The organism is Pseudomonas fluorescens (genome assembly GCF_902497855.1).
GTDB classification, from domain to species: Bacteria; Pseudomonadota; Gammaproteobacteria; order Pseudomonadales; family Pseudomonadaceae; genus Aquipseudomonas; species Aquipseudomonas fluorescens_BI.
Window position 1 is genome coordinate 221384 of record NZ_CABVHU010000011.1, and the last position, 19575, is coordinate 240958.

The 19575-nt window shown below is 48.7% G+C and carries 18 protein-coding genes; all 18 read left to right on the forward strand.

Going from position 1 to position 19575, the window contains the following annotated elements; all coding sequences use genetic code 11:
* Positions 1-117 precede the first annotated feature (117 nt).
* The 18 genes from rpsA to F8N96_RS22230 all read left to right on the forward strand — a co-directional run bounded on the left by rpsA (position 118) and on the right by F8N96_RS22230 (position 19519).
* Positions 118-1812 (forward strand): 30S ribosomal protein S1, encoded by a 1695-nt coding sequence (gene rpsA / locus F8N96_RS22145; RefSeq protein WP_140681797.1) that lies wholly within the window; start codon positions 118-120, stop codon positions 1810-1812.
* A 263-nt stretch (positions 1813-2075) separates the two neighbouring features.
* On the forward strand, positions 2076-2354 hold the full coding sequence (locus F8N96_RS22150; protein ID WP_150799622.1) for a hypothetical protein: 279 nt from the start codon (positions 2076-2078) through the stop codon (positions 2352-2354).
* A gap of 152 nt (positions 2355-2506) precedes the next feature.
* Positions 2507-2803, forward strand: a complete 297-nt coding sequence (ihfB, locus tag F8N96_RS22155; RefSeq protein ID WP_003369729.1) for an integration host factor subunit beta — start codon at positions 2507-2509, stop codon at positions 2801-2803.
* A gap of 30 nt (positions 2804-2833) precedes the next feature.
* Positions 2834-3073 (forward strand): LapA family protein, encoded by a 240-nt coding sequence (locus tag F8N96_RS22160; RefSeq protein ID WP_150799623.1) that lies wholly within the window; start codon positions 2834-2836, stop codon positions 3071-3073.
* Positions 3074-3301: 228 nt separating this feature from the next.
* On the forward strand, positions 3302-4378 hold the full coding sequence (gene rfbB, locus F8N96_RS22165; protein ID WP_150799624.1) for a dTDP-glucose 4,6-dehydratase: 1077 nt from the start codon (positions 3302-3304) through the stop codon (positions 4376-4378).
* A complete protein-coding gene (rfbD, locus tag F8N96_RS22170; RefSeq protein WP_150799625.1) occupies positions 4375-5268 on the forward strand; it encodes a dTDP-4-dehydrorhamnose reductase in 894 nt (297 codons plus the stop codon). The genes rfbB and rfbD overlap by 4 nt, the downstream gene beginning before the upstream one ends.
* Positions 5265-6155, forward strand: coding sequence for a glucose-1-phosphate thymidylyltransferase RfbA (gene rfbA / locus F8N96_RS22175; RefSeq protein WP_150799626.1), 891 nt, complete (start codon positions 5265-5267; stop codon positions 6153-6155). Before rfbD ends, rfbA begins: the two co-directional genes overlap by 4 nt.
* Before the next feature lie 235 nt (positions 6156-6390).
* Positions 6391-7482 (forward strand): LPS O-antigen chain length determinant protein WzzB, encoded by a 1092-nt coding sequence (locus F8N96_RS22180; RefSeq protein WP_318187383.1) that lies wholly within the window; start codon positions 6391-6393, stop codon positions 7480-7482.
* Positions 7483-8167: 685 nt separating this feature from the next.
* Positions 8168-9469 (forward strand): flippase, encoded by a 1302-nt coding sequence (locus F8N96_RS22185; RefSeq protein WP_150799627.1) that lies wholly within the window; start codon positions 8168-8170, stop codon positions 9467-9469.
* Positions 9454-10272 carry a glycosyltransferase gene (locus F8N96_RS22190; protein ID WP_150799628.1) on the forward strand — a complete coding sequence of 273 codons (819 nt, stop codon included), beginning with the start codon at positions 9454-9456 and terminating at the stop codon, positions 10270-10272. Before F8N96_RS22185 ends, F8N96_RS22190 begins: the two co-directional genes overlap by 16 nt.
* The gene (locus tag F8N96_RS22195) at positions 10265-11482 is read left to right on the forward strand and encodes a putative nucleotide-diphospho-sugar transferase (protein WP_150799629.1); all 1218 of its coding nucleotides are present in this window, start codon (positions 10265-10267) and stop codon (positions 11480-11482) included. The genes F8N96_RS22190 and F8N96_RS22195 overlap by 8 nt, the downstream gene beginning before the upstream one ends.
* Positions 11483-11633: 151 nt before the next feature.
* Positions 11634-12902 (forward strand): hypothetical protein, encoded by a 1269-nt coding sequence (locus F8N96_RS22200; protein WP_150799630.1) that lies wholly within the window; start codon positions 11634-11636, stop codon positions 12900-12902.
* 39 nt (positions 12903-12941) lie between these two features.
* The gene (locus tag F8N96_RS22205) at positions 12942-13976 is read left to right on the forward strand and encodes a polysaccharide biosynthesis protein (RefSeq protein WP_150799631.1); all 1035 of its coding nucleotides are present in this window, start codon (positions 12942-12944) and stop codon (positions 13974-13976) included.
* A gap of 3 nt (positions 13977-13979) precedes the next feature.
* Positions 13980-15098 (forward strand): UDP-2-acetamido-2,6-beta-L-arabino-hexul-4-ose reductase, encoded by a 1119-nt coding sequence (gene wbjC / locus F8N96_RS22210; protein WP_150799632.1) that lies wholly within the window; start codon positions 13980-13982, stop codon positions 15096-15098.
* Between the two features lie 23 nt (positions 15099-15121).
* A complete protein-coding gene (gene wecB / locus F8N96_RS22215) occupies positions 15122-16252 on the forward strand; it encodes a non-hydrolyzing UDP-N-acetylglucosamine 2-epimerase (protein WP_150799633.1) in 1131 nt (376 codons plus the stop codon).
* 14 nt (positions 16253-16266) lie between these two features.
* Positions 16267-17520, forward strand: coding sequence for a glycosyltransferase family 4 protein (locus F8N96_RS22220; RefSeq protein WP_150799634.1), 1254 nt, complete (start codon positions 16267-16269; stop codon positions 17518-17520).
* On the forward strand, positions 17520-18482 hold the full coding sequence (locus F8N96_RS22225; protein ID WP_150799635.1) for a UDP-glucose 4-epimerase family protein: 963 nt from the start codon (positions 17520-17522) through the stop codon (positions 18480-18482). Before F8N96_RS22220 ends, F8N96_RS22225 begins: the two co-directional genes overlap by 1 nt.
* Positions 18483-18484: 2 nt before the next feature.
* The gene (locus tag F8N96_RS22230) at positions 18485-19519 is read left to right on the forward strand and encodes an MraY family glycosyltransferase (protein WP_150799636.1); all 1035 of its coding nucleotides are present in this window, start codon (positions 18485-18487) and stop codon (positions 19517-19519) included.
* Positions 19520-19575 lie beyond the last annotated feature (56 nt).

A 19575-nucleotide genomic window follows, 5' to 3' on the forward strand; every position in this document is an offset into this window, starting at 1 on the left:
AGAAACGACCCAGGGGACCAGTCATAGTCCTGTGTCGCTTCTTTAAATGAACGTAACCCACGTCGTCTGGGATGTGGAGCTGGGCGTATCCTTCGCCCTTATTCAACAGGAATTAAAATGAGCGAAAGCTTTGCGGAACTCTTTGAAGAAAGCCTAAAAACCCTGAACCTTCAGGCAGGCTCCATCATCACCGGTGTTATCGTTGATATCGATTACCAGGCTCGCTGGGTAACCGTTCACGCTGGCCTGAAGTCTGAAGCACTCATCCCGCTTGAGCAGTTCTACAACGATGCTGGCGAACTGACAATCAACGTCGGTGACGAAGTTCACGTTGCTCTGGACTCGGTTGAAGACGGCTTTGGCGAGACCAAGCTGTCCCGTGAAAAAGCCAAGCGCGCTGAATGCTGGATTGTTCTGGAAGCAGCCTTCGCAGCCGAAGAAGTGGTCAAGGGCGTTATCAACGGTAAGGTTAAAGGCGGCTTCACAGTCGACGTTAACGGCATCCGTGCGTTCCTGCCAGGTTCTCTGGTTGACGTCCGTCCTGTGCGCGACACCACGCACCTGGAAGGCAAAGAGCTGGAATTCAAGGTCATCAAGCTGGACCAGAAGCGCAACAACGTTGTCGTTTCCCGTCGTAGCGTCCTGGAAGCCGAGAACTCCGCCGAGCGCGAAGCTCTGCTGGAATCCTTGCAGGAAGGCCAACAAGTCAAAGGTATCGTCAAAAACCTCACCGATTACGGCGCATTCGTCGATCTGGGTGGCGTCGATGGCCTGCTGCACATTACCGACATGGCTTGGAAGCGTATCAAGCATCCTTCCGAAATCGTCAACGTTGGCGACGAGATCGATGTCAAGGTTCTGAAGTACGATCGCGAACGCAATCGTGTTTCCCTGGGCCTCAAGCAACTGGGCGAAGATCCATGGGTTGCTATCAAAGCCCGTTACCCAGAAAGCACTCGCGTTACCGCTCGTGTAACCAACCTGACCGACTACGGCTGCTTCGCTGAGCTGGAAGAAGGCGTTGAAGGCCTGGTACACGTTTCGGAAATGGACTGGACCAACAAGAACATCCACCCTTCGAAAGTCGTACAAGTCGGCGACGAAGTGGAAGTCATGGTTCTGGACATCGACGAAGAGCGTCGTCGTATCTCCCTCGGCATCAAGCAGTGCAAATCTAACCCATGGGAAGATTTCTCTGGCCAGTTCAACAAGGGCGATAAAATCTCCGGCACCATCAAGTCGATCACCGATTTCGGTATCTTCATTGGTCTGGACGGCGGCATCGACGGTCTGGTTCACCTGTCCGACATCTCCTGGAACGAAGTGGGCGAAGAAGCCGTACGCCGCTTCAAGAAGGGCGACGAGCTGGACACCGTTATCCTGTCTGTTGACCCAGAGCGCGAGCGCATCTCCCTGGGTATCAAGCAACTGGAAAGCGATCCGTTCTCCGAGTACGTTCAAGAGAACGACAAAGGCGCAATCGTTAAAGGCATCGTGAAAGAAGTTGACGCCAAAGGCGCCATCATCACTCTGGCCGACGATATCGAAGCGACTCTGAAAGCCTCCGAAATCAGCCGTGACCGCGTTGAAGACGCGCGCAACGTTCTGAAAGAAGGCGAAGAAGTAGAAGCCAAGATCATCAGCGTTGACCGCAAGAGCCGTGTAATCCAGCTCTCCATCAAGTCGAAAGACGTTGAAGAAGAGAAAGAAGCAATCCAGAGCCTGCGCGACAAGCCAGCTTCGGACACTGCTGCTCCTGGTCCTACCACTCTGGGCGACCTGTTGCGTGCACAAATGGAAAAACAGAACTAAGTTCTGTCAGACCATAGAAAAAGGGCGACTTCGGTCGCCCTTTTTTGTGCCTGCGATTTGGCGAACGCACCGCTGTAGGAGTTGCCGCAAGCTCGAGCCGCGTTCGGACGATCTTTTGATCTTCTGCCGCTCCCCTGCATCCTGCGATGAACCGCGGTCCCCTCGAGCTGTCTCTTTCTTTAACAGGATCAATCGTTTAATTGCAGCTAGTCTATAGCTGAAGTAAACGACAGTCGGGCAACGCGTCCGGCATAAGGAAGTGAATGAACAAGCTCATTGTCGCAGTGGCAGTACTGGCATTGGCGGGTTGTACCACTAACGTCAAGACACACGCAAAACGCGGGGTCAGTGGCATCGAGGTCGATTGCTCCGGGCTTGGCTCAGGCTGGGAGAAGTGCCGCAAACGAGCGGACAAGGAGTGCAAGGGCGCTGGCTATAAAGTCGTGACAAGGTCCGATGATGCCAAGGAAGAGGATGAATATCCTTTCGGCTTCAATCCTGCCGGCTACCTGACCCGCACCATGCTGGTTATCTGCAGATGAGCCAATAAGGGAGCGATCGGCATCCACTTGTTCCACAAAGGGGTCGTTCACAGCTGGTAAAGATATGTGAAAACTCGGGCTGTTCAAATCCATCCGGGCGTGCTAAAACCTTTGAAGCGCTGATCTAGCTGCTTGAAAAAGAAGGGAAAAATATGACGAAGTCGGAGTTGATCGAACGAATTGTCACCCATCAAGGGCTGCTCTCATCCAAGGATGTGGAGCTGGCCATCAAGACCATGCTCGAGCAAATGTCCCAATGCCTGGCCACCGGTGATCGCATCGAGATCCGTGGATTTGGCAGCTTCTCATTGCATTACCGCGCGCCGCGGGTAGGGCGTAATCCGAAAACCGGGCAGTCGGTGAGCCTGGATGGCAAGTTTGTTCCGCATTTCAAGCCGGGGAAGGAGCTGAGGGATCGGGTGAATGAGGATGAGGAGGAGGGGCTTTGATCGTCGCTGCTGCAATTGAAGGATCCGTTCATGCGTAATTTCAAACGCGTAATGCTCGCTGTATTCGTCCTGTTGCTGGTTCTGGCAATTCTGGCGTTCGTTCTGGAGAATCAGCAATCGGTTTCATTGCTGTTTCTTGGCTGGGCCGGGCCGCAGTTGCCGGTATCGTTGGTCATGGTTATTACGCTGCTGATCGGCATGGTAATCGGGCCGATTCTCGGCTGGTTTCTGGGGCGTACATCCAGAGCCTCACGCAAGCGGCTTGTCTGATTGCCACATGACCGGGAGGCGCGCCGACTCCAGCCACAGCTTGTCCATATCCATTAGTAAAACCTTCATTAAGCTGTAAAATACTGCGCTTGTCCGATAATGGCATTTTCCCACATCGGTTCAGATTGACACGGTCAGAAGCCTCGGCAGGCTTAATGGCTTTTGCATTCATGGATCAGACGGAACTCGGTTGCCGGTCCTGTCAGTAACTAAAGGGTATGGTTTCGCGTGAAAATTCTAGTAACGGGCGGCGCCGGGTTTATCGGCTCGGCAGTCATCCGACATATCGTCTCCAACACTACTGACTCCGTCGTCAACGTCGATAAGCTTACTTACGCCGGGAACCTCGAGTCATTGGCCGAGGTCAGCCAGAACTCGCGTTATGTGTTCGAACGCGTCGACATTTGCGACCGTGACCAGATCGACCGAGTCCTGCGTGAACACCAACCAGATGCCATCATGCATCTGGCTGCAGAGTCCCATGTCGACCGCTCGATCTCCGGCCCGTCTGAATTCATTCAGACCAACATCATCGGCACTTACACTCTGCTGGAAGCGGCCCGTCACTATTGGGCAGCGCTGGACGATGCGCGTAAAGCCGGCTTTCGGTTCCACCATATTTCGACTGACGAAGTGTACGGAGACCTTGAAGGTCCGGAAGACCTCTTCACCGAAACCACGCCCTATCAGCCAAGTTCGCCATACTCTGCCAGCAAGGCCAGTTCCGATCACCTGGTTCGAGCATGGAGTCGTACTTACGGCCTGCCGACCCTCGTCACCAATTGCTCGAACAACTACGGTCCGTGCCACTTCCCGGAGAAGTTGATCCCGCTGATCATTCTCAATGCACTGGAAGGCAAGCCATTGCCGGTCTATGGCAAGGGCAATCAGGTCCGTGACTGGCTGTACGTCGAAGACCATGCCCGCGCACTGTACAAAGTCGTCACCGAAGGCGTTATCGGCGAGACTTACAACATCGGTGGTCATAACGAAAAGCAGAACATTGAAGTGGTGCATACCCTTTGTGCGCTGCTGGACGAACTGCGTCCAGACTCCGCTCATCGTCCACACGCCAGCCTGATCACCTACGTTCAGGATCGCCCGGGCCATGATCAGCGTTATGCGATTGACGCCAGTAAAATCCAGCGTGAGCTGGGGTGGACACCGGAAGAAACCTTCGAAACCGGCATCCGCAAGACTGTCGAATGGTACCTGAGCAACACTGAATGGGTTGCCCATGTGAAGAGCGGCAGCTACCAGCAGTGGATCGATCAGAACTACGCCGATCGTTCGAACAAAGCATGAAAATCCTTCTGCTGGGAAAAAACGGCCAAGTGGGTTGGGAGTTGCAGCGCTCGCTTGCGCCGCTCGGCGAGCTGATCGCCCTTGATCGTCAAACGGTCGATGGTTTATGTGGCGACCTGGCTGATCTCGACGCCTTGCGCTCGACCATCCGCCAGGTAAAGCCTGACGTAATCGTCAATGCAGCTGCTTATACAGCCGTCGATAAAGCAGAGTCCGAAACCGAGTTGGCCGATCGTGTAAACGGCCACGCCTGCCGAGTCATGGCCGAAGAAGCTGCCTCCCTGGACGCGTGGCTGATTCATTACTCAACCGACTACGTCTTCAGTGGCCAAGGGTCGACACCCTGGCAGGAGGCGGACGCAGTGGCGCCCGTGAATCATTACGGCACCAGCAAGCTGGCTGGTGAGCAAGCCATTATCGCCTCGGCGTGCAAGCATCTGATCTTCCGCACCAGTTGGGTCTATGGCGCTCGGGGCAACAATTTCGCGAAAACCATGCTGCGCCTGGCTAAAGATCGTGAAACGTTGAGCGTTATCGCAGACCAGATCGGAGCTCCGACGGGTGCAGACCTGATCGCCGATGTGACTGCACTGGCCATACAACAGGTCATGCAGCGCCCTGAATTAGCGGGCCTATATCACCTGGCGTCCGCTGGCGAAGTGTCCTGGCACGGCTATGCCAGCCATGTGATCGGCTTTGCCAAAGCCAATGGTGAGCAACTCGCCGTTGCGGCGATCAATCCGATTGAGACGACCGCGTACCCAACCCCTGCACGCCGCCCTCTGAATTCGCGTTTGAATACCCGGAAGCTGCGTGACAATTTCTGTCTACACTTGCCGGATTGGCAAAGTGGCGTAACCCGAATGCTAATGGAAGTTCTGAATAAATGACCACGACAAATCGTAAAGGCATCATCCTCGCGGGCGGCTCGGGCACTCGTTTGCACCCCTTGACCCTCGGTGTGTCCAAGCAGATGCTGCCGATCTACGACAAGCCGATGATCTTTTATCCGCTGTCGGTACTGATGCTCGCGGGTATGCGTGAAATCCTGATCATCTCCACTCCGGAAGATCTGCCGTGCTTTCGCAAACTGTTGGGCGATGGCAGTCTGTACGGCATCAAGCTGACCTACGCTGAACAGCCTAGTCCAGACGGTCTGGCACAAGCCTTTATCATCGGCGAAAAGTTTATCGGCAAGGATCCATGCTGCCTGATACTGGGCGACAATATCTTTTACGGTCAGCACTTCTCGGATAATTTGCGTTCGGCCAGCACTCAAGAGCTTGGCGCGACGGTATTTGGTTATCACGTGTCCGACCCGGAACGTTTCGGCGTTGTGGAATTCGATGCAACGGGCAAGGCGCTGAGTATCGAAGAAAAGCCACTGAAGCCAAAATCCAACTATGCGGTGACAGGTCTGTATTTCTACGACAACGACGTTGTCGAGATTGCCAAGAGCATCAAGCCGTCCGAGCGTGGCGAACTGGAAATCACTGACATCAATCGTGCCTACCTAGAGCGTAATACGCTCAATGTCGAAATGCTAGGCCGCGGCTTCGCCTGGTTGGATACCGGCACCCATGATTCGCTGCTGGAAGCCAGTCACTTCGTGCACACCATCGAGCAGCGCCAAGGCTTGAAAGTGGCCTGCCTGGAAGAGATCGCCTACCACAACGGTTGGATCACTGCCGAGCAGTTGGGCACACAAGCTAACGCCCTGAAGAAGACTGGCTATGGTCAGTATCTGCAGAAACTGCTGGATTTACCTTCCCATTGAGATGAGAGCGTTGTTTCTGGGCAACCATCGGATCCGTACATTGGGGGGCATGCTAGTCATACAAATCAGTGTTGAAGTTTACTGGGCGCTTACGATCGTATGCAGTGTATCGAGAAGCTAGTTCATCGATCCTTGCCCAATGACCAGCATACTCAACGGGTAATGTCGATGTTGATTCCCGGCTTCTGATGGCGTTTCGCTAAATCATATGAATGGATGCTGAAGAGGTAGAAGCTTGCGTCCAATCCACCGAAAAACTGAAAAGGTTAAACCTGATATGGCGAATAACCCGGCAACGATGCAGGGCGCGAATGAGATCAATCTGTTTGAATTGATTGTGGCGTTATGGGCTCAAAAATTTCTGATAATCAGCGTCACCTTGATCGTGACCTTAGCTGCAGCAATGTACGCTTTCTTTAGTAAGCCGATTTACGAAGCGCGTGTTTACCTGCAACCGCCTACCTTGAACGGTATTGCTGATTTCAACTATGGCCGAACCAAGAATGCAGAGCTAACGCCCTTCACGATTAAAGATGTGTATGAGGTTTTCACTCGTAACCTGCAAAGTGAATCATTACGTCGGTCCTTTTTCAACGAGGTTTATTTGCCTTCACTACCTGCGTCCGAACGTGGCGGATCGCAGGATGCATTGTATTCCAGTTTTTTGAGAGCACTGACCATCGGTTTTCCTACTAAGGAGCAGCCAGATCGCTATTCCGTTATCGTTGAGGGCGAGGACCCTGCCCAAGTCACCGCTTGGATAAAAACATTTATAGAAAGGGCGGGTGCTGCCGCGGAAAAGGAAATGATTAGCAATACCACCCGTGAAGCGGAAGTGCGGGCACGCAACTTTGGTCAACAGATCAGTACCCTGCAAGAAACCGAAAGTCGAATTCGCCAAGACTCCATTACGCGATTGCGCGAAGCGCTGACAATTGCTGAGGCGATTGGCCTGCAGAACCCGCCCATTATTACTGGCAATCTTTCTGCAGAGGTTTCCGCTGCTATGGATGGGCAGCTAACCTATATGCGGGGTAGTAAGGCACTCAAGGCTGAAATTGATAACCTTCAAAATCGTAAATCTGATGATCCTTTTATAGAGAAGTTAAGAGCGCTGCAAATCAAGCAAAGCTTTTATAATGACTTGAAGGTAAGCCCAGACACCGTATCGGTCTACCGCCAGGACGGTCCCATCGAACAGCCTGACCGCCCTACAAAGCCAAAAAAGGGCCTGATTATACTGCTGGGTCTGGTCTTGGGCAGCATGCTGGGCTTCATGATCGCGCTGGTTCGCCATTTGGTTCTGGTCAAGCTAAGCAGGGTTTGAAATATTGGGAGTGAAATGCTCATTCCGGGTCGTTCTGAGAGGTAGCGTGGGCTCAACCCGATCCTGAATGCTACCAAAAGCAGCGGGGATAGTGTCCATGCGATCCGGACTGGGGCTGCCGTTATCCGCTAAGTCGGCTAGATCGGAGTGAGACTGATACCAGACATAAAAGTTGACGCTTTGCGCATGGGAACCACAAGGTTTGGTAGAATTTCCAGCCGACATGGCGGTTGGTTGTGAGAGATGAGGCGCGGGCTGCGGTATCGAGTAGGCCTAAAAATAGCACCGGCCGGGCTTAGGAAAACCTATACCTCTCAAAAGTCAGCGACAGAATTGCTTACAGTTTATAGACATTGCGGCAACGAGTGAGTGACTTCGGTCCTAATGTCCTTGGTCGGGTGTGTTAGTGAACACGGCGTTCTCAGGAAACCGACGGTAAATCCTGGGGCGGTAGCGTGTTTTTTATTTTCTTTCCATGGTGTCCGCTCTTTTTTGGGCAGGAAGCTCAAAGGTCAGAATAACGCGGGAAGATACCTACTACCGGCGAGGCAGGTCTGTCAGTTTGGCAGTTATCGTCAAATCATCCGGTTTACCGCCAACTCGACGATGCGACTGGAATAATCAACCGGCGTCGGCAACCTTGAGTCAATTGCAGAGTCGAGAAAGGTTCACATGAGTTATTAGAATGTCTCTCAGAAAAAATACGTTATGGAATTTGTTGGGCAGCGGCGCACCATTTTTGTTAGGAGCAGTCACGATACCTTTCTTGCTCAATAGAGCGGGTGTTGAGGTCTTTGGGATTTTAACGCTCGTTTGGGTCTTGATTGGATATTTTAGCTTGTTTGATTTTGGTCTCGGTCGTGCGTTAACGCAAACCGTAGCTCAAAAACTTGCGAGAGGTACAATCGATGAAGTGTCAAGAGTTATAAATCTTGGTCTTATCATGGTTTTAGTCGCTGGCTTATTTGGAGGTGCACTTCTCGCAGTTGCTGCCATACCTTTAGGGGGTACCTGGTTAAGTGTAAGTGTTGGACTACGGCATGATGTCATTGTATCTCTCTTCATCGCATCAATAGGTATACCTCTTACTACCCTTACTTCTGGGCTGCGGGGTGTCCTAGAAGCTTATGAAGAGTTTGGGAAGGTTAATATACTGAGGGTGTTGTTGGGGCTTGCAAATTTTGGTATGCCCGCTATCACGGTATTAATTTGGGGCCCGGCTCTGCAATGGATGGTCGCGAGTTTGGTCTTGGCAAGGTTTATTGTTTTCTTAGCGCATGTTTATTTGGTGTATCAGAAAACAGAGTTTTTTTGGATACCGCCAAAGTCGCATCCAGAGGAGGCCAAAGGTTTGCTGACTTTTGGATCTTGGATGACATTATCGAATCTAATAAGTCCATTGATGGTGACGGCGGACAGGTTTGTGATTTCATCTGTAGTTGGCGCTAGTTTGGTGGCCTATTACACTGTTCCATTTGAAGTTCTGATCAGGTTTCTGATCTTGCCTGCGGCACTAACTGCCGCCCTGTTTCCAAAATTGGCAGCACTAATTGTGGTGGATATTGCCAGTGCGGAGAAGCTTTTTAAGAAGTCTGTATTGTTGATAGCAGGAGTAATGTTAGTTGTTTGTGCAATCGCTTCAGTGGGTTCATTATGGGGGATGACACTATGGTTGGGGCAAGATTTCGCGGGCCGCTCTTGGCATTTGGCATCAATAATGGCAGTTGGAATCCTGTTTAATTCAATAGCACAAGTTCCTCATGCTGCTGTGCAAGCTGCAGGAAATGTAAAAGGCACTGCCCTTGTTCATTTGGCGGAGTTTTGTATCTACTTTCCGTTGTTATTCATATCTGTACATAAATTTGGCTTGGTGGGAGCTGTCTTGGTCTGGGTATTGAGAGCCTTTATCGACATGTCTCTAATGTTTTTTCTAGCGCACAACGTATTTTCAGGGAATAAGAAGGAAGCCATATGCGCCATGAAGTAGCCGTTGGTATTGTCGTGTATAACGCAGGCGACAACCTGCTTGATCGCTTGAAGATCACCGTGTCGGCAGGCTACAGCGTCTATATTTTTGATAATTCACCTTCTAATGGTACAGTCAAAGAGTTGGCTAAACGGTACGAAGGTATTAACTATTTTACCTGCGGTAGCAACGTAGGCCTGGGATATGGTATCTCAACTGTGTGCGCCCAGGCTGAAGTAGACGATTTTAAGGCGATGGTATTTTTCGATCAAGATACGGGGTTCAGTGAAGAAACCTTAGATTTTATTGAGCAATTTTACTTAGATAGGAAAGAGCTTGCCAATAAGTACAGTGCCTTTCTTTTCAATGCAAAAGACAATGTCGGTCAGCCTCAGAATGTGGAAGGGTTGAGGGATGTCAGCTTGGCGATAAATAGTGGAAGTCTCTACTTTCTTGAGAATCTCAAGCGGCAGGGGTGGCATGATTGCAGCTATTTTGTAGATGGTGTGGATTATAAGTTCTGTCTGGATTCGGCCAGGCATCATATGAAAATAGGGGAGTGCTCTTACACGCCAGGATTTGATCATGTAACGGAGCAAGAAGATAGCATATATTCTCTGTTTGGGAAGGATTATCAACTTAGGCCTTATTCTTGGCGGCGCATCATGGATACCTCAATTTCGAGTATGAGGTTAATCGGATCTTCGGTGCTTAGTGGAGAGTGGAAGTTTTCCAAGATTTTAGTTCGGCTGTTTTCGATATACCTCGTCACCCAAATTTATGTTAGGGTTGTTAATTTCTGGAGGCGCAAGAAAAATGTCTGATTCGGGCAATGCAGAAAATATAAATTATACTGTTTTTACAGTCTGCAATTTGGCGTATTTGCCGAAGGCATTAGTTTTAGCCGAGTCATTAGCGGCCTTCAACCATCCGAAGTTGAAAATCTTTTTATTTGATAAGAAAGTTGAGGGCGAACTACCACATGAGTTGGCAGAGTTTGAGTGGGTAGAAGATCTTGGGTTAACAAATTTTAATCAATATGCATTTAAGTACGATATTACCGAGCTTAGTACAAGTCTCAAGCCGTGGTTGACGTTGAGGCTTCTAGAATCAACCAAAAAAGTAATATTTTTAGATCCTGATACATGTTTGTTCAGTTCGCTAGATCCGATTTTGGGTTTGCTCGAAGAAAAAGAAATAATACTGACGCCACATTATGTTACGCCTCATACAGACGGCGATATAGGTATGATGAGGTTTGGTTCTTTTAATTTGGGTTTTTTTGCGGTTAATAGTTCTTTAGAGAGCCTGCGATTTTTAAAGTGGTGGAATGAACGATGTCTTGATCTTTGTTATTTTGAAACTCAATTTGGCTTGTCTACAGATCAGAAATGGGTAAGCATTGCGCCGTGTTTTTTTCCGACACTACATATTTCTTTTGATCTTGGCTATAATGTTGCATTTTGGAATGCGCATGAGCGTATAATTTCAGTCAACCCTAATGGCGGATATCTGGTTAATAACAAATACCCCTTGATATTCTTTCATTTTAGCTCATTTGATGAGAAAAATCCGAACTTGTTGAGTAAGCGTGCGTTTGCCGACAGAGAATCGGGGCGTACAGATTATACAGAACTGGCTAACAGCTATAATAATTCGCTGCAGCGATTGAAGATCAAGATTTCAAAAACAAAGTATGGGTTTGACTTCATGTCTAACGGTGATTATATATCACCGACACTCCGGCGTGCCTACGCTAGTGTATTAAGTGACCTGCCGCTCGGGCATGATCCGTTCGACTCAAATGGTATAGTCGCGGATTTTGCAAAAAAGAATTATCTTGTTAGCGATAAATCAGGATATCAACCTAGTGGTTTCGGTGACGTTGAAAGTAATAAAAGAAAATTTTATTTGGTTAATAAATTGATGAAGATGGCGCTCTATGCACTCGGGCCAAACCGGTTTATGAATTTTTCTCGTTTGCTCGTTTATCTTTCAAGCTTCAGGCTGAATCGTGATATGTGGAAGCTATAGTGTTTTAATAGAATCCTAGTGGTGAGAGTTGGTTCAATCAAAGCTGGCTCCGAGAGCTGTTAGGTAATGTGGGCGCGCCGAAGGGATTCAACACATTCCCTGCGCGCTCAAGTTGCGAAGTTTTTACTATCAGAATCGTGCGGATCTGACATTGTATAATCAAATCGAAAATTCCAAAGCACCGAAGCTAGGCATACTATCAGTTTATTTATTGTGGATTGCGTGCCTGTTTGATCCGATTGGACAAATTTATCATATTAAATTTATCGCTATAGGTTTGGTTTATGTTGTTCTTGGTGTAACCGTAGCTCTCGAAAGCGCCAGAATGCGCATTGATATTTTCTATATTTTTTCTTTGGTATTGTTTGTTCTTTATCTTCCTGGATATGGTTTGTTATTGGCTGTATTGCGAGGAGGAGTTCCAGGTGAGTTTATAGACACCTCGTATATATCTGCCTCGGTCTATATGGTTTGCTCTTTGTTGTATTTGGCTCCTGGATATATGTGGTGGGCCTATCGTGCTCTCGTAGTATCGTTGCGTCTGTTATGTGTTGTGATTTTAGTAAGTTTTCTTTTTACCGCCGTCGATATTTTTACAGACTTCGTTTTCTTTTTTGTTGAGAATGGTGTGGCTTACATTGGTGAGCGAGAATATGCGGGCGTATCTTTTTACTATATCTACTTTATTGCATCGCCTATGCTGGTTTTTTTACTGTGTCATGAAACATGGAAAATGTTGGAAAGACCCTCTTTAAAATCATGCGTAGCTCTGCTTTTACCGGTATTTGCATTGTTCTTGTCCGGTACCCGGGCTAGCATAATACTATCATTCTGCGCGCCCTTTTTTGTGTGGATGTGGTATCGGTTTGGTCGAGGGGCAATTGTTCTTGTTTTTTGCACCATTGTATTGGCGATGACGGCGTTGTTATTTATCGATGTGCCTATAATATCCGAAATGTTTGGTGCTAGAGAGCAGAGTAACGCTACAAAAATAGGATATCTCAGCAGTTACAGTGAAATTTTCGCTAGTCCTCTAACAGTGCTATTTGGGCAGGGGTTCAATGCACATGTATGGTCCCCAGTTTTACAAAATATGTTGCCAGAAGGCGCCAGTAAAACAGAACTTACTTATATAGAATTGCTTAGGGTGTTTGGGTTGTTCGGTAGTGGAATGTTGGCATTTTTGCTTGCTTATCTTTCACTCAGCGGGAAAGTAGCGAGGTCAAGCTACCCATGGATTGCTCCTTCTATATTTCTATATTCTGCTGTATCTGCTATTAATCCCTACATATTTTCTTCGAATGGGATGCTTTTGATCGGTTTTGCGACTGCTGCCATTGCATTCACGCCGCCTGGAGCCATCGGAGACTCATTGCAGGATAATAGTGGCGATGGAACGATTGTTCCTAATAGGCTATGATCATACGATTAGTACTTTTGACTTTATAAGGGTTTGGCAATGTTCGAGAATAAAACGCTCCTTATTACCGGTGGGACGGGTTCCTTTGGGAACGCCGTGTTAAAGAGATTTTTGTCTACTGAGATTAATGAAATTCGGATTTTTAGCAGGGATGAAAAAAAACAAGATGATATGCGCAAGCGTTATGCCAGTTCAAAACTCAAATTTTATATTGGTGACGTTCGTGACTATCAGAGTGTTTTAAATGCAACCCGAGGCGTTGATTACATTTTTCATGCAGCAGCGCTCAAGCAAGTCCCTTCTTGCGAGTTTCACCCAATGGAGGCAGTTAAAACCAATGTCATCGGGACTGACAACGTGCTCGAAGCTTCGATCCAAAATGAAGTAAGACGTGTTGTATGTCTGAGCACGGATAAGGCTGTATATCCTATTAATGCGATGGGCATCTCAAAAGCCATGATGGAAAAGGTCATGGTCGCAAAGTCACGAAATGTCGATGAAGCCAAAACAGTTATTTGTGGTACACGCTACGGCAATGTCATGGCTTCGCGCGGTTCGGTCATCCCTTTGTTTATTGATCAAATTAGAGCAGGTCAATCGCTGTCAATTACAGATCCAAACATGACTCGCTTTATGATGACTCTGGCTGATGCAGTCGATCTTGTTCTGTACGCTTTTGAAAATGGTAACAATGGAGATCTCTTCGTTCAGAAGGCGCCGGCTGCGACGGTGGAAACCCTTGCTCTCGCTTTGACGTCCATGTTGGGGCAGCCCGAACATCCGATCCAGATAATCGGTACGCGACACGGTGAAAAACTATATGAAGCTCTCTTGAGCCGAGAAGAAATGGCGTGTGCAGAAGATATGGGCGATTACTTTCGAGTACCACCAGATTTGCGAGATTTGAATTACAGTAAATTTGTGGAGCAAGGTGAAGAGAAAATTTCTACTATGGAAGATTATAATTCGCATAATACTGAGCGTTTGGACGTTGAGGGCATGAAAAAATTACTCTTGAAACTTGATTTTATGCGTGCCATTCAGCGCGGCGAGCACGCGGTACCTGAGGAGTAAAGCATGAAAGTATTGATCACCGGTGCCAATGGATTTGTTGGCAAGAACCTTATTGCTCATCTGCAAGAGCGAAAAGACATCGAGGTGTTGCGATTCTGTCGTGAAGATGAAATCGCCAGTCTGCATTCACTCGTATCTGAGGTGGACTTTATTTTCCACTTGGCCGGTGTCAATCGTCCTCAGCATGTCGAAGAATTTAAGGTCGGTAACGCCGATTTGACTCAAACGTTATGCGCAGCGGTCGCGGCGAGTGGACGTAATGTTCCTCTACTGTATACCTCCTCAATACAAGCTGAGTTGGGCAACGCTTACGGCGATAGTAAACGCGAAGCTGAGGACGCTCTGCTGAACCTTTCTACGAAATTCGGCAATAGTGTGCATTTGTTCAGATTGCCAAACGTATTTGGGAAGTGGGCTCGGCCTAACTACAATTCGGCCGTAGCGACTTTCTGTCATAACATTGCAAATAATTTGCCTGTCAGTATCAACGACGCCAATGCGAAAATTTCACTGGTTTACATTGACGACGTAATAAGCAGTTTTATTTCTGTAATGGACGGTGAGCAGTCAGGTAATCCGTTTGTACAGGTCGAACCAAATTACTCGATAACCGTAGGTGAGCTCTCCGCGCAACTGTATGCATTTAAAGAGAGTCGGCAGTCGATGGTGACTGCACGCGTGGGTACTGGTCTCGTGCGGGCGTTGTACTCGACCTATCTCAGCTATTTAAGGCCGGAAGAGTTCACTTACGAAGTTCCTAAGTACGGAGACGCTCGCGGCGTTTTCGTGGAGATGCTCAAAACCAAGGATTCGGGTCAGTTTTCATACTTCACCGCGCACCCGGGTATTACTCGAGGCGGTCATTATCATCATACGAAAACAGAAAAGTTTCTGGTTATTTCTGGTAAAGCCTGCTTCCGATTTCGCCACATAATATCGGGCGAATTCTATGAGTTATTCACAGATGGTGAATCACCAAAAATTGTTGAGACCGTGCCAGGTTGGAGCCATGACATCACCAACGTTGGCGAAAGTGAAATGATCGTCATGCTGTGGGCGAACGAGATTTTTGATCGTGAGCTCCCGGACACCTACACTATGCCAGTGGGCACCGAAGCCTGATCGTATTAGGAATGAGTATTACAATGAAAAAGTTAAAGATCGTTACTGTTGTGGGTACCCGTCCTGAAATCATTCGCTTGTCGCGCGTCATCACCGCGCTGGATAAGTATTGCGATCACGTACTGGTTCACACAGGTCAAAATTACGATTATGAGTTGAATGAAATATTCTTCCAGGATCTAGGGATCCGCAAACCGGATCATTTTCTCAATGCCGCGGGCAGCAATGGTGCTGAGACCATAGGGAATGTGATCATTTCTGTGGACCGAGTCCTTGCTTCTGTTCAGCCTGAAGCTTTGCTGGTTTTGGGCGATACCAATAGTTGCATGGCTGTCATTCCTGCCAAGCGTCGCAAGATTCCAACTTTTCACATGGAAGCTGGTAATCGTTGTTTTGATATGCGAGTGCCTGAGGAAATCAACCGGCGGATCGTAGATCATACTGCTGACATTAATCTGACTTACAGCACTATTGCGCGCGATTACTTGCTCAAAGAAGGTCTTTCACCTGATATGGTTATCAAGACTGGTAGCCCGATGTTTGAAGTCCTGAATTATTATCGCGATGGAATCGAATCTTCGGACGTGTTGAAACGTTTGGGGCTTGAGGCTGGTAAGTTTTTTGTAGTAAGCGCACACCGCGAAGAGAATATCGATTCTGACAAAAATCTCCTGAAATTAGTCGATGTTCTCAATACCGTAGCGACAACCTTCGGTTATCCGGTCATTGTTTCTACTCATCCACGCACTCAGAAGCGTGTTGATGCCATGGGAATTGTATTTCACGAAAACGTGAAACTTCTTAAACCTTTGGGTTTCAAAGATTACAACAAGCTGCAGTTGGAATCCAAAGCGGTGCTTTCTGACAGCGGTACCATCAGCGAAGAGTCTTCGATACTTAATTTTCCTGCGTTGAATATACGTGAGGCCCACGAGCGTCCAGAAGGAATGGAGGAGGCTGCGGTGATGATGGTGGGGCTCGAGGTCGAGCGAGTACTGCAAGGACTGATGGTTCTGGATACGCAAGCTTCCGGTACGGAGCGTACCCTGCGCCTGGTCGAAGATTACAACATGCCCAATGTGTCCGAAAAAGTAGCCCGGATCGTTCACAGTTATACCGACTATGTAAATCGTATCGTCTGGAAGCGCTACTAATTCGAGTTGTGATTATGCCTGAGAAGAAACTGAGAATCTTGGTGGTTACGCAATATTTTTGGCCGGAAAATATGCGTATAAACGATCTGGTTCGTGATTTTATCGATAAAGGACATTCGGTCACCGTGTTGACGGGTCTGCCTAATTACCCGGAAGGAGCAGTATTCGATGAATTTCTGGCAGCGCCTGAGCGTTTCAATGACTACTTTGATGCCAGAATTGTCCGGGTACCGATGCTTCCGCGAGGTAAGCGCAGCATTAATTTGGCATTGAATTATCTCAGTTTCTTTACTAGCGCCTCAGTCGTTGGTGCCTACAAGTTGCGTGGCGAGCAGTTCGACGCAGTCTTCGTATATGCAGTATCACCGATCATGGCTGCCATTCCGGCATTGGTGATTGGTCGGTTGAAAAAAACCCCCGTATTTGTGTGGGTTCTTGATCTCTGGCCTGAAACACTCAGAGCTGTAGGCGTTTTGAAAAAACCTGCGCTGCTGTCGTTGGTCGGTAAAATGGTTTCATGGATTTACAACCGTACTGATTATTTGCTTCTGCAGTCGCATGGTTTTTTTGACAATGTTCAAAAATATTGTACGAAAGATATATCTCCCCAGCGACTAGTCTATTTTCCAAGTTGGGCTGAAGATGATTTTTCTGCAGTCGAAGATCGAGACTCAACCTTGCTGGCACGTGACAATACGGTCTTTACTGTATTGTTCGCGGGCAATCTAGGAGAAGCACAAGATCTTCCCGCTGTGTTGGATGCGGCCGAAGCTTTGGTTGACAAGGTAGCTGTGCGCTGGGTAATTGTTGGCGATGGGCGCATGAGCCATTGGCTAAGTCAACAAGTCCAGTCCAGAGGGCTAGGTAACGTGTTGCTATTAGGTCGACATCCTCTGGAGGAGATGCCAGCTCTTTTCGCTTGTGCAGATGCTTTGCTCGTGTCACTTAAGACCAACGACGTTTTTGAGAAGACAATACCTGGAAAAGTACAGGCTTATCTTGCCTCAGGCAGGCCGCTGTTAGGGATGATCAACGGAGAGGCAGCAAGAGTGATTGGAGACTCGGGTGCCGGTCTCACATGCTCTTCTGGTGATTCGAAAGGCTTGGCAGAGATTACGTTGGCGCTGGCGCAATCGGACGCAAATCAGTTGAAGGCAATGGGTGAATCCGGTCGGCAATATTACTTGAGTAATTATTCGAAACCCCTCCTTCTAGCCCGACTGGAAGATCTTTTCAGAAGCGCCACCTTAAGAAAGGCCAGCCATTGATGCAGTATTCTATTTTGTTGACTGGGGCGACGGGGTTCGTTGGCGGCGCCATTCTCAAGCGCTTATACAACGAAAAAAAATATCCTGTTGCTGCGGTTGTCCGAGGTGAATCCCAGCTTCCGGTACAGGACATTCCGACGGTACGCATCGGCTCCTTTGATGGCGAAACCCAGTGGAAGGAAAATCTCATAAAATTTAACGTGATTATTCACTCTGCTGCACGGGTTCACGTCATGAATGAGGCCGAGTCCGATCCGTTGGCGGCGTTTCGCAAAGTGAATGTTGAAGGTACTTTGAATCTTGCTCGTCAGGCGGCCGCCTCTGGTGTGCGGAGATTCATTTTTATCAGTTCTATTAAGGTCAATGGAGAGGGGACGACTGCGGGCGCTGCCTACACTGGCGATGATGCTCCCGCTCCGGTAGATCCCTACGGTATTTCGAAAATGGAGGCTGAACAGGGACTTCGACAGCTTTCTGCGGAAACCGGGATGGAGGTGGTTATTATCCGGCCGGTCTTGGTCTATGGACCGGGAGTCAAAGCAAATTTTCTGAGCATGATGCGCTGGCTGGACAAGGGAATTCCCCTACCTTTCGGCGCAATTTACAATAATCGTAGTCTCGTTGCTCTCGATAATCTGGTAGATCTGGTAGTGACCTGTATTAGTCACCCAGCAGCTGCCAATCAGACCTTTCTTGTGAGCGATGGGGAGGATTTATCCACGACCGCATTGCTTAGCAGGATGGCGAAAGCGCTTCACAAGCCGGCGCGACTTATTCCTGTACCCAGCTGGGTGCTTCAGGGTGGCGCAGCGTTGTTGGGTAAGAAAGCACTCTCCCAGCGTCTATGTGGATCGCTGCAAGTCGATATTTCCAAGACCCGCACTCTTTTAGGCTGGACGCCGCCAGTCAGTGTTGATGAGGCTTTGGCGGCAACTGCATTACATTTTCGGGAACATCAATAACAATGATTTACTTGTGGCTAATTCCAACTGTTGCCGTTCTTTCATTGGGGCTCACTGCAGCTTTACGTCGTTATGCTCTGAGTCGAAGCATTATCGATATCCCTAATGCGCGAAGCTCTCACTCCATCCCAACCCCACGCGGTGGTGGAGTGGCAATCGTCATCGCTTTTCTCGTATCGCTACCCGTTCTTGGTTATGCAGGGTTAGTTCCATGGTCGCAGCTCATTGCTGTAGGCGGCGCGGGTGTTTTAGTCGCCGTAATAGGGTTTATGGATGATCATGGTCATATAGCAGCTCGTTGGCGGTTGCTTGGTCATTTCAGTGCAGCTGTATGGGCGTTGTTATGGACAGGAGGCTTTCCTCCTATAGTCCTTTTTGGTCTGAGCGTAGACCTGCACTGGATTGGCCATATTCTTGCGGCAATTTATCTGGTTTGGGTTCTCAATCTCTGCAACTTCATGGATGGGATTGACGGAATTGCCAGCGTTGAAGCTTTGTGCGTGTGCCTTGGCGCCTGCTTGCTTTATTGGATCAACGGCGTTCCAACACTGATCTGGGGCCCGCTGGTTTTGGCAATGGCGGTTCTCGGTTTCCTTTATTGGAATTTCCCTCCTGCGCGCATTTTTATGGGGGATGCGGGGAGTGGTTTCCTGGGGGTTGCCCTGGGTGTGTTGTCTCTACAGGCCGCCTGGCAATCGTCAGAACTATTCTGGGCATGGTTGATTCTTTTAGGCGTCTTCATAGTCGATGCCACGTTTACTCTGTTACGTCGATTGATCCGCGGCGACAAAATTTACGAGGCGCATCGTAGTCACGCCTATCAGTTCGCCTCTCGACAGTTTGGCAAACATTTACCTGTGACCTTGGCTGTAGGTGCAATCAATCTGTTCTGGTTGCTCCCCATTGCTTACTGGGTGACCTACTGGGGACTTGATGGCGCTCTTGGTTTGGCTGTGGCGTACTTCCCATTGATCATTCTCGCTGTGAAATTCCACGCAGGGCAGCTCGAAAGCTCCGTCTCGGCGTCATCCAGTTAAGCTTTGGAGACTGATTTAGCAGGTGTCGGTTGGGTTCGGAAAGGTACAATGATCGA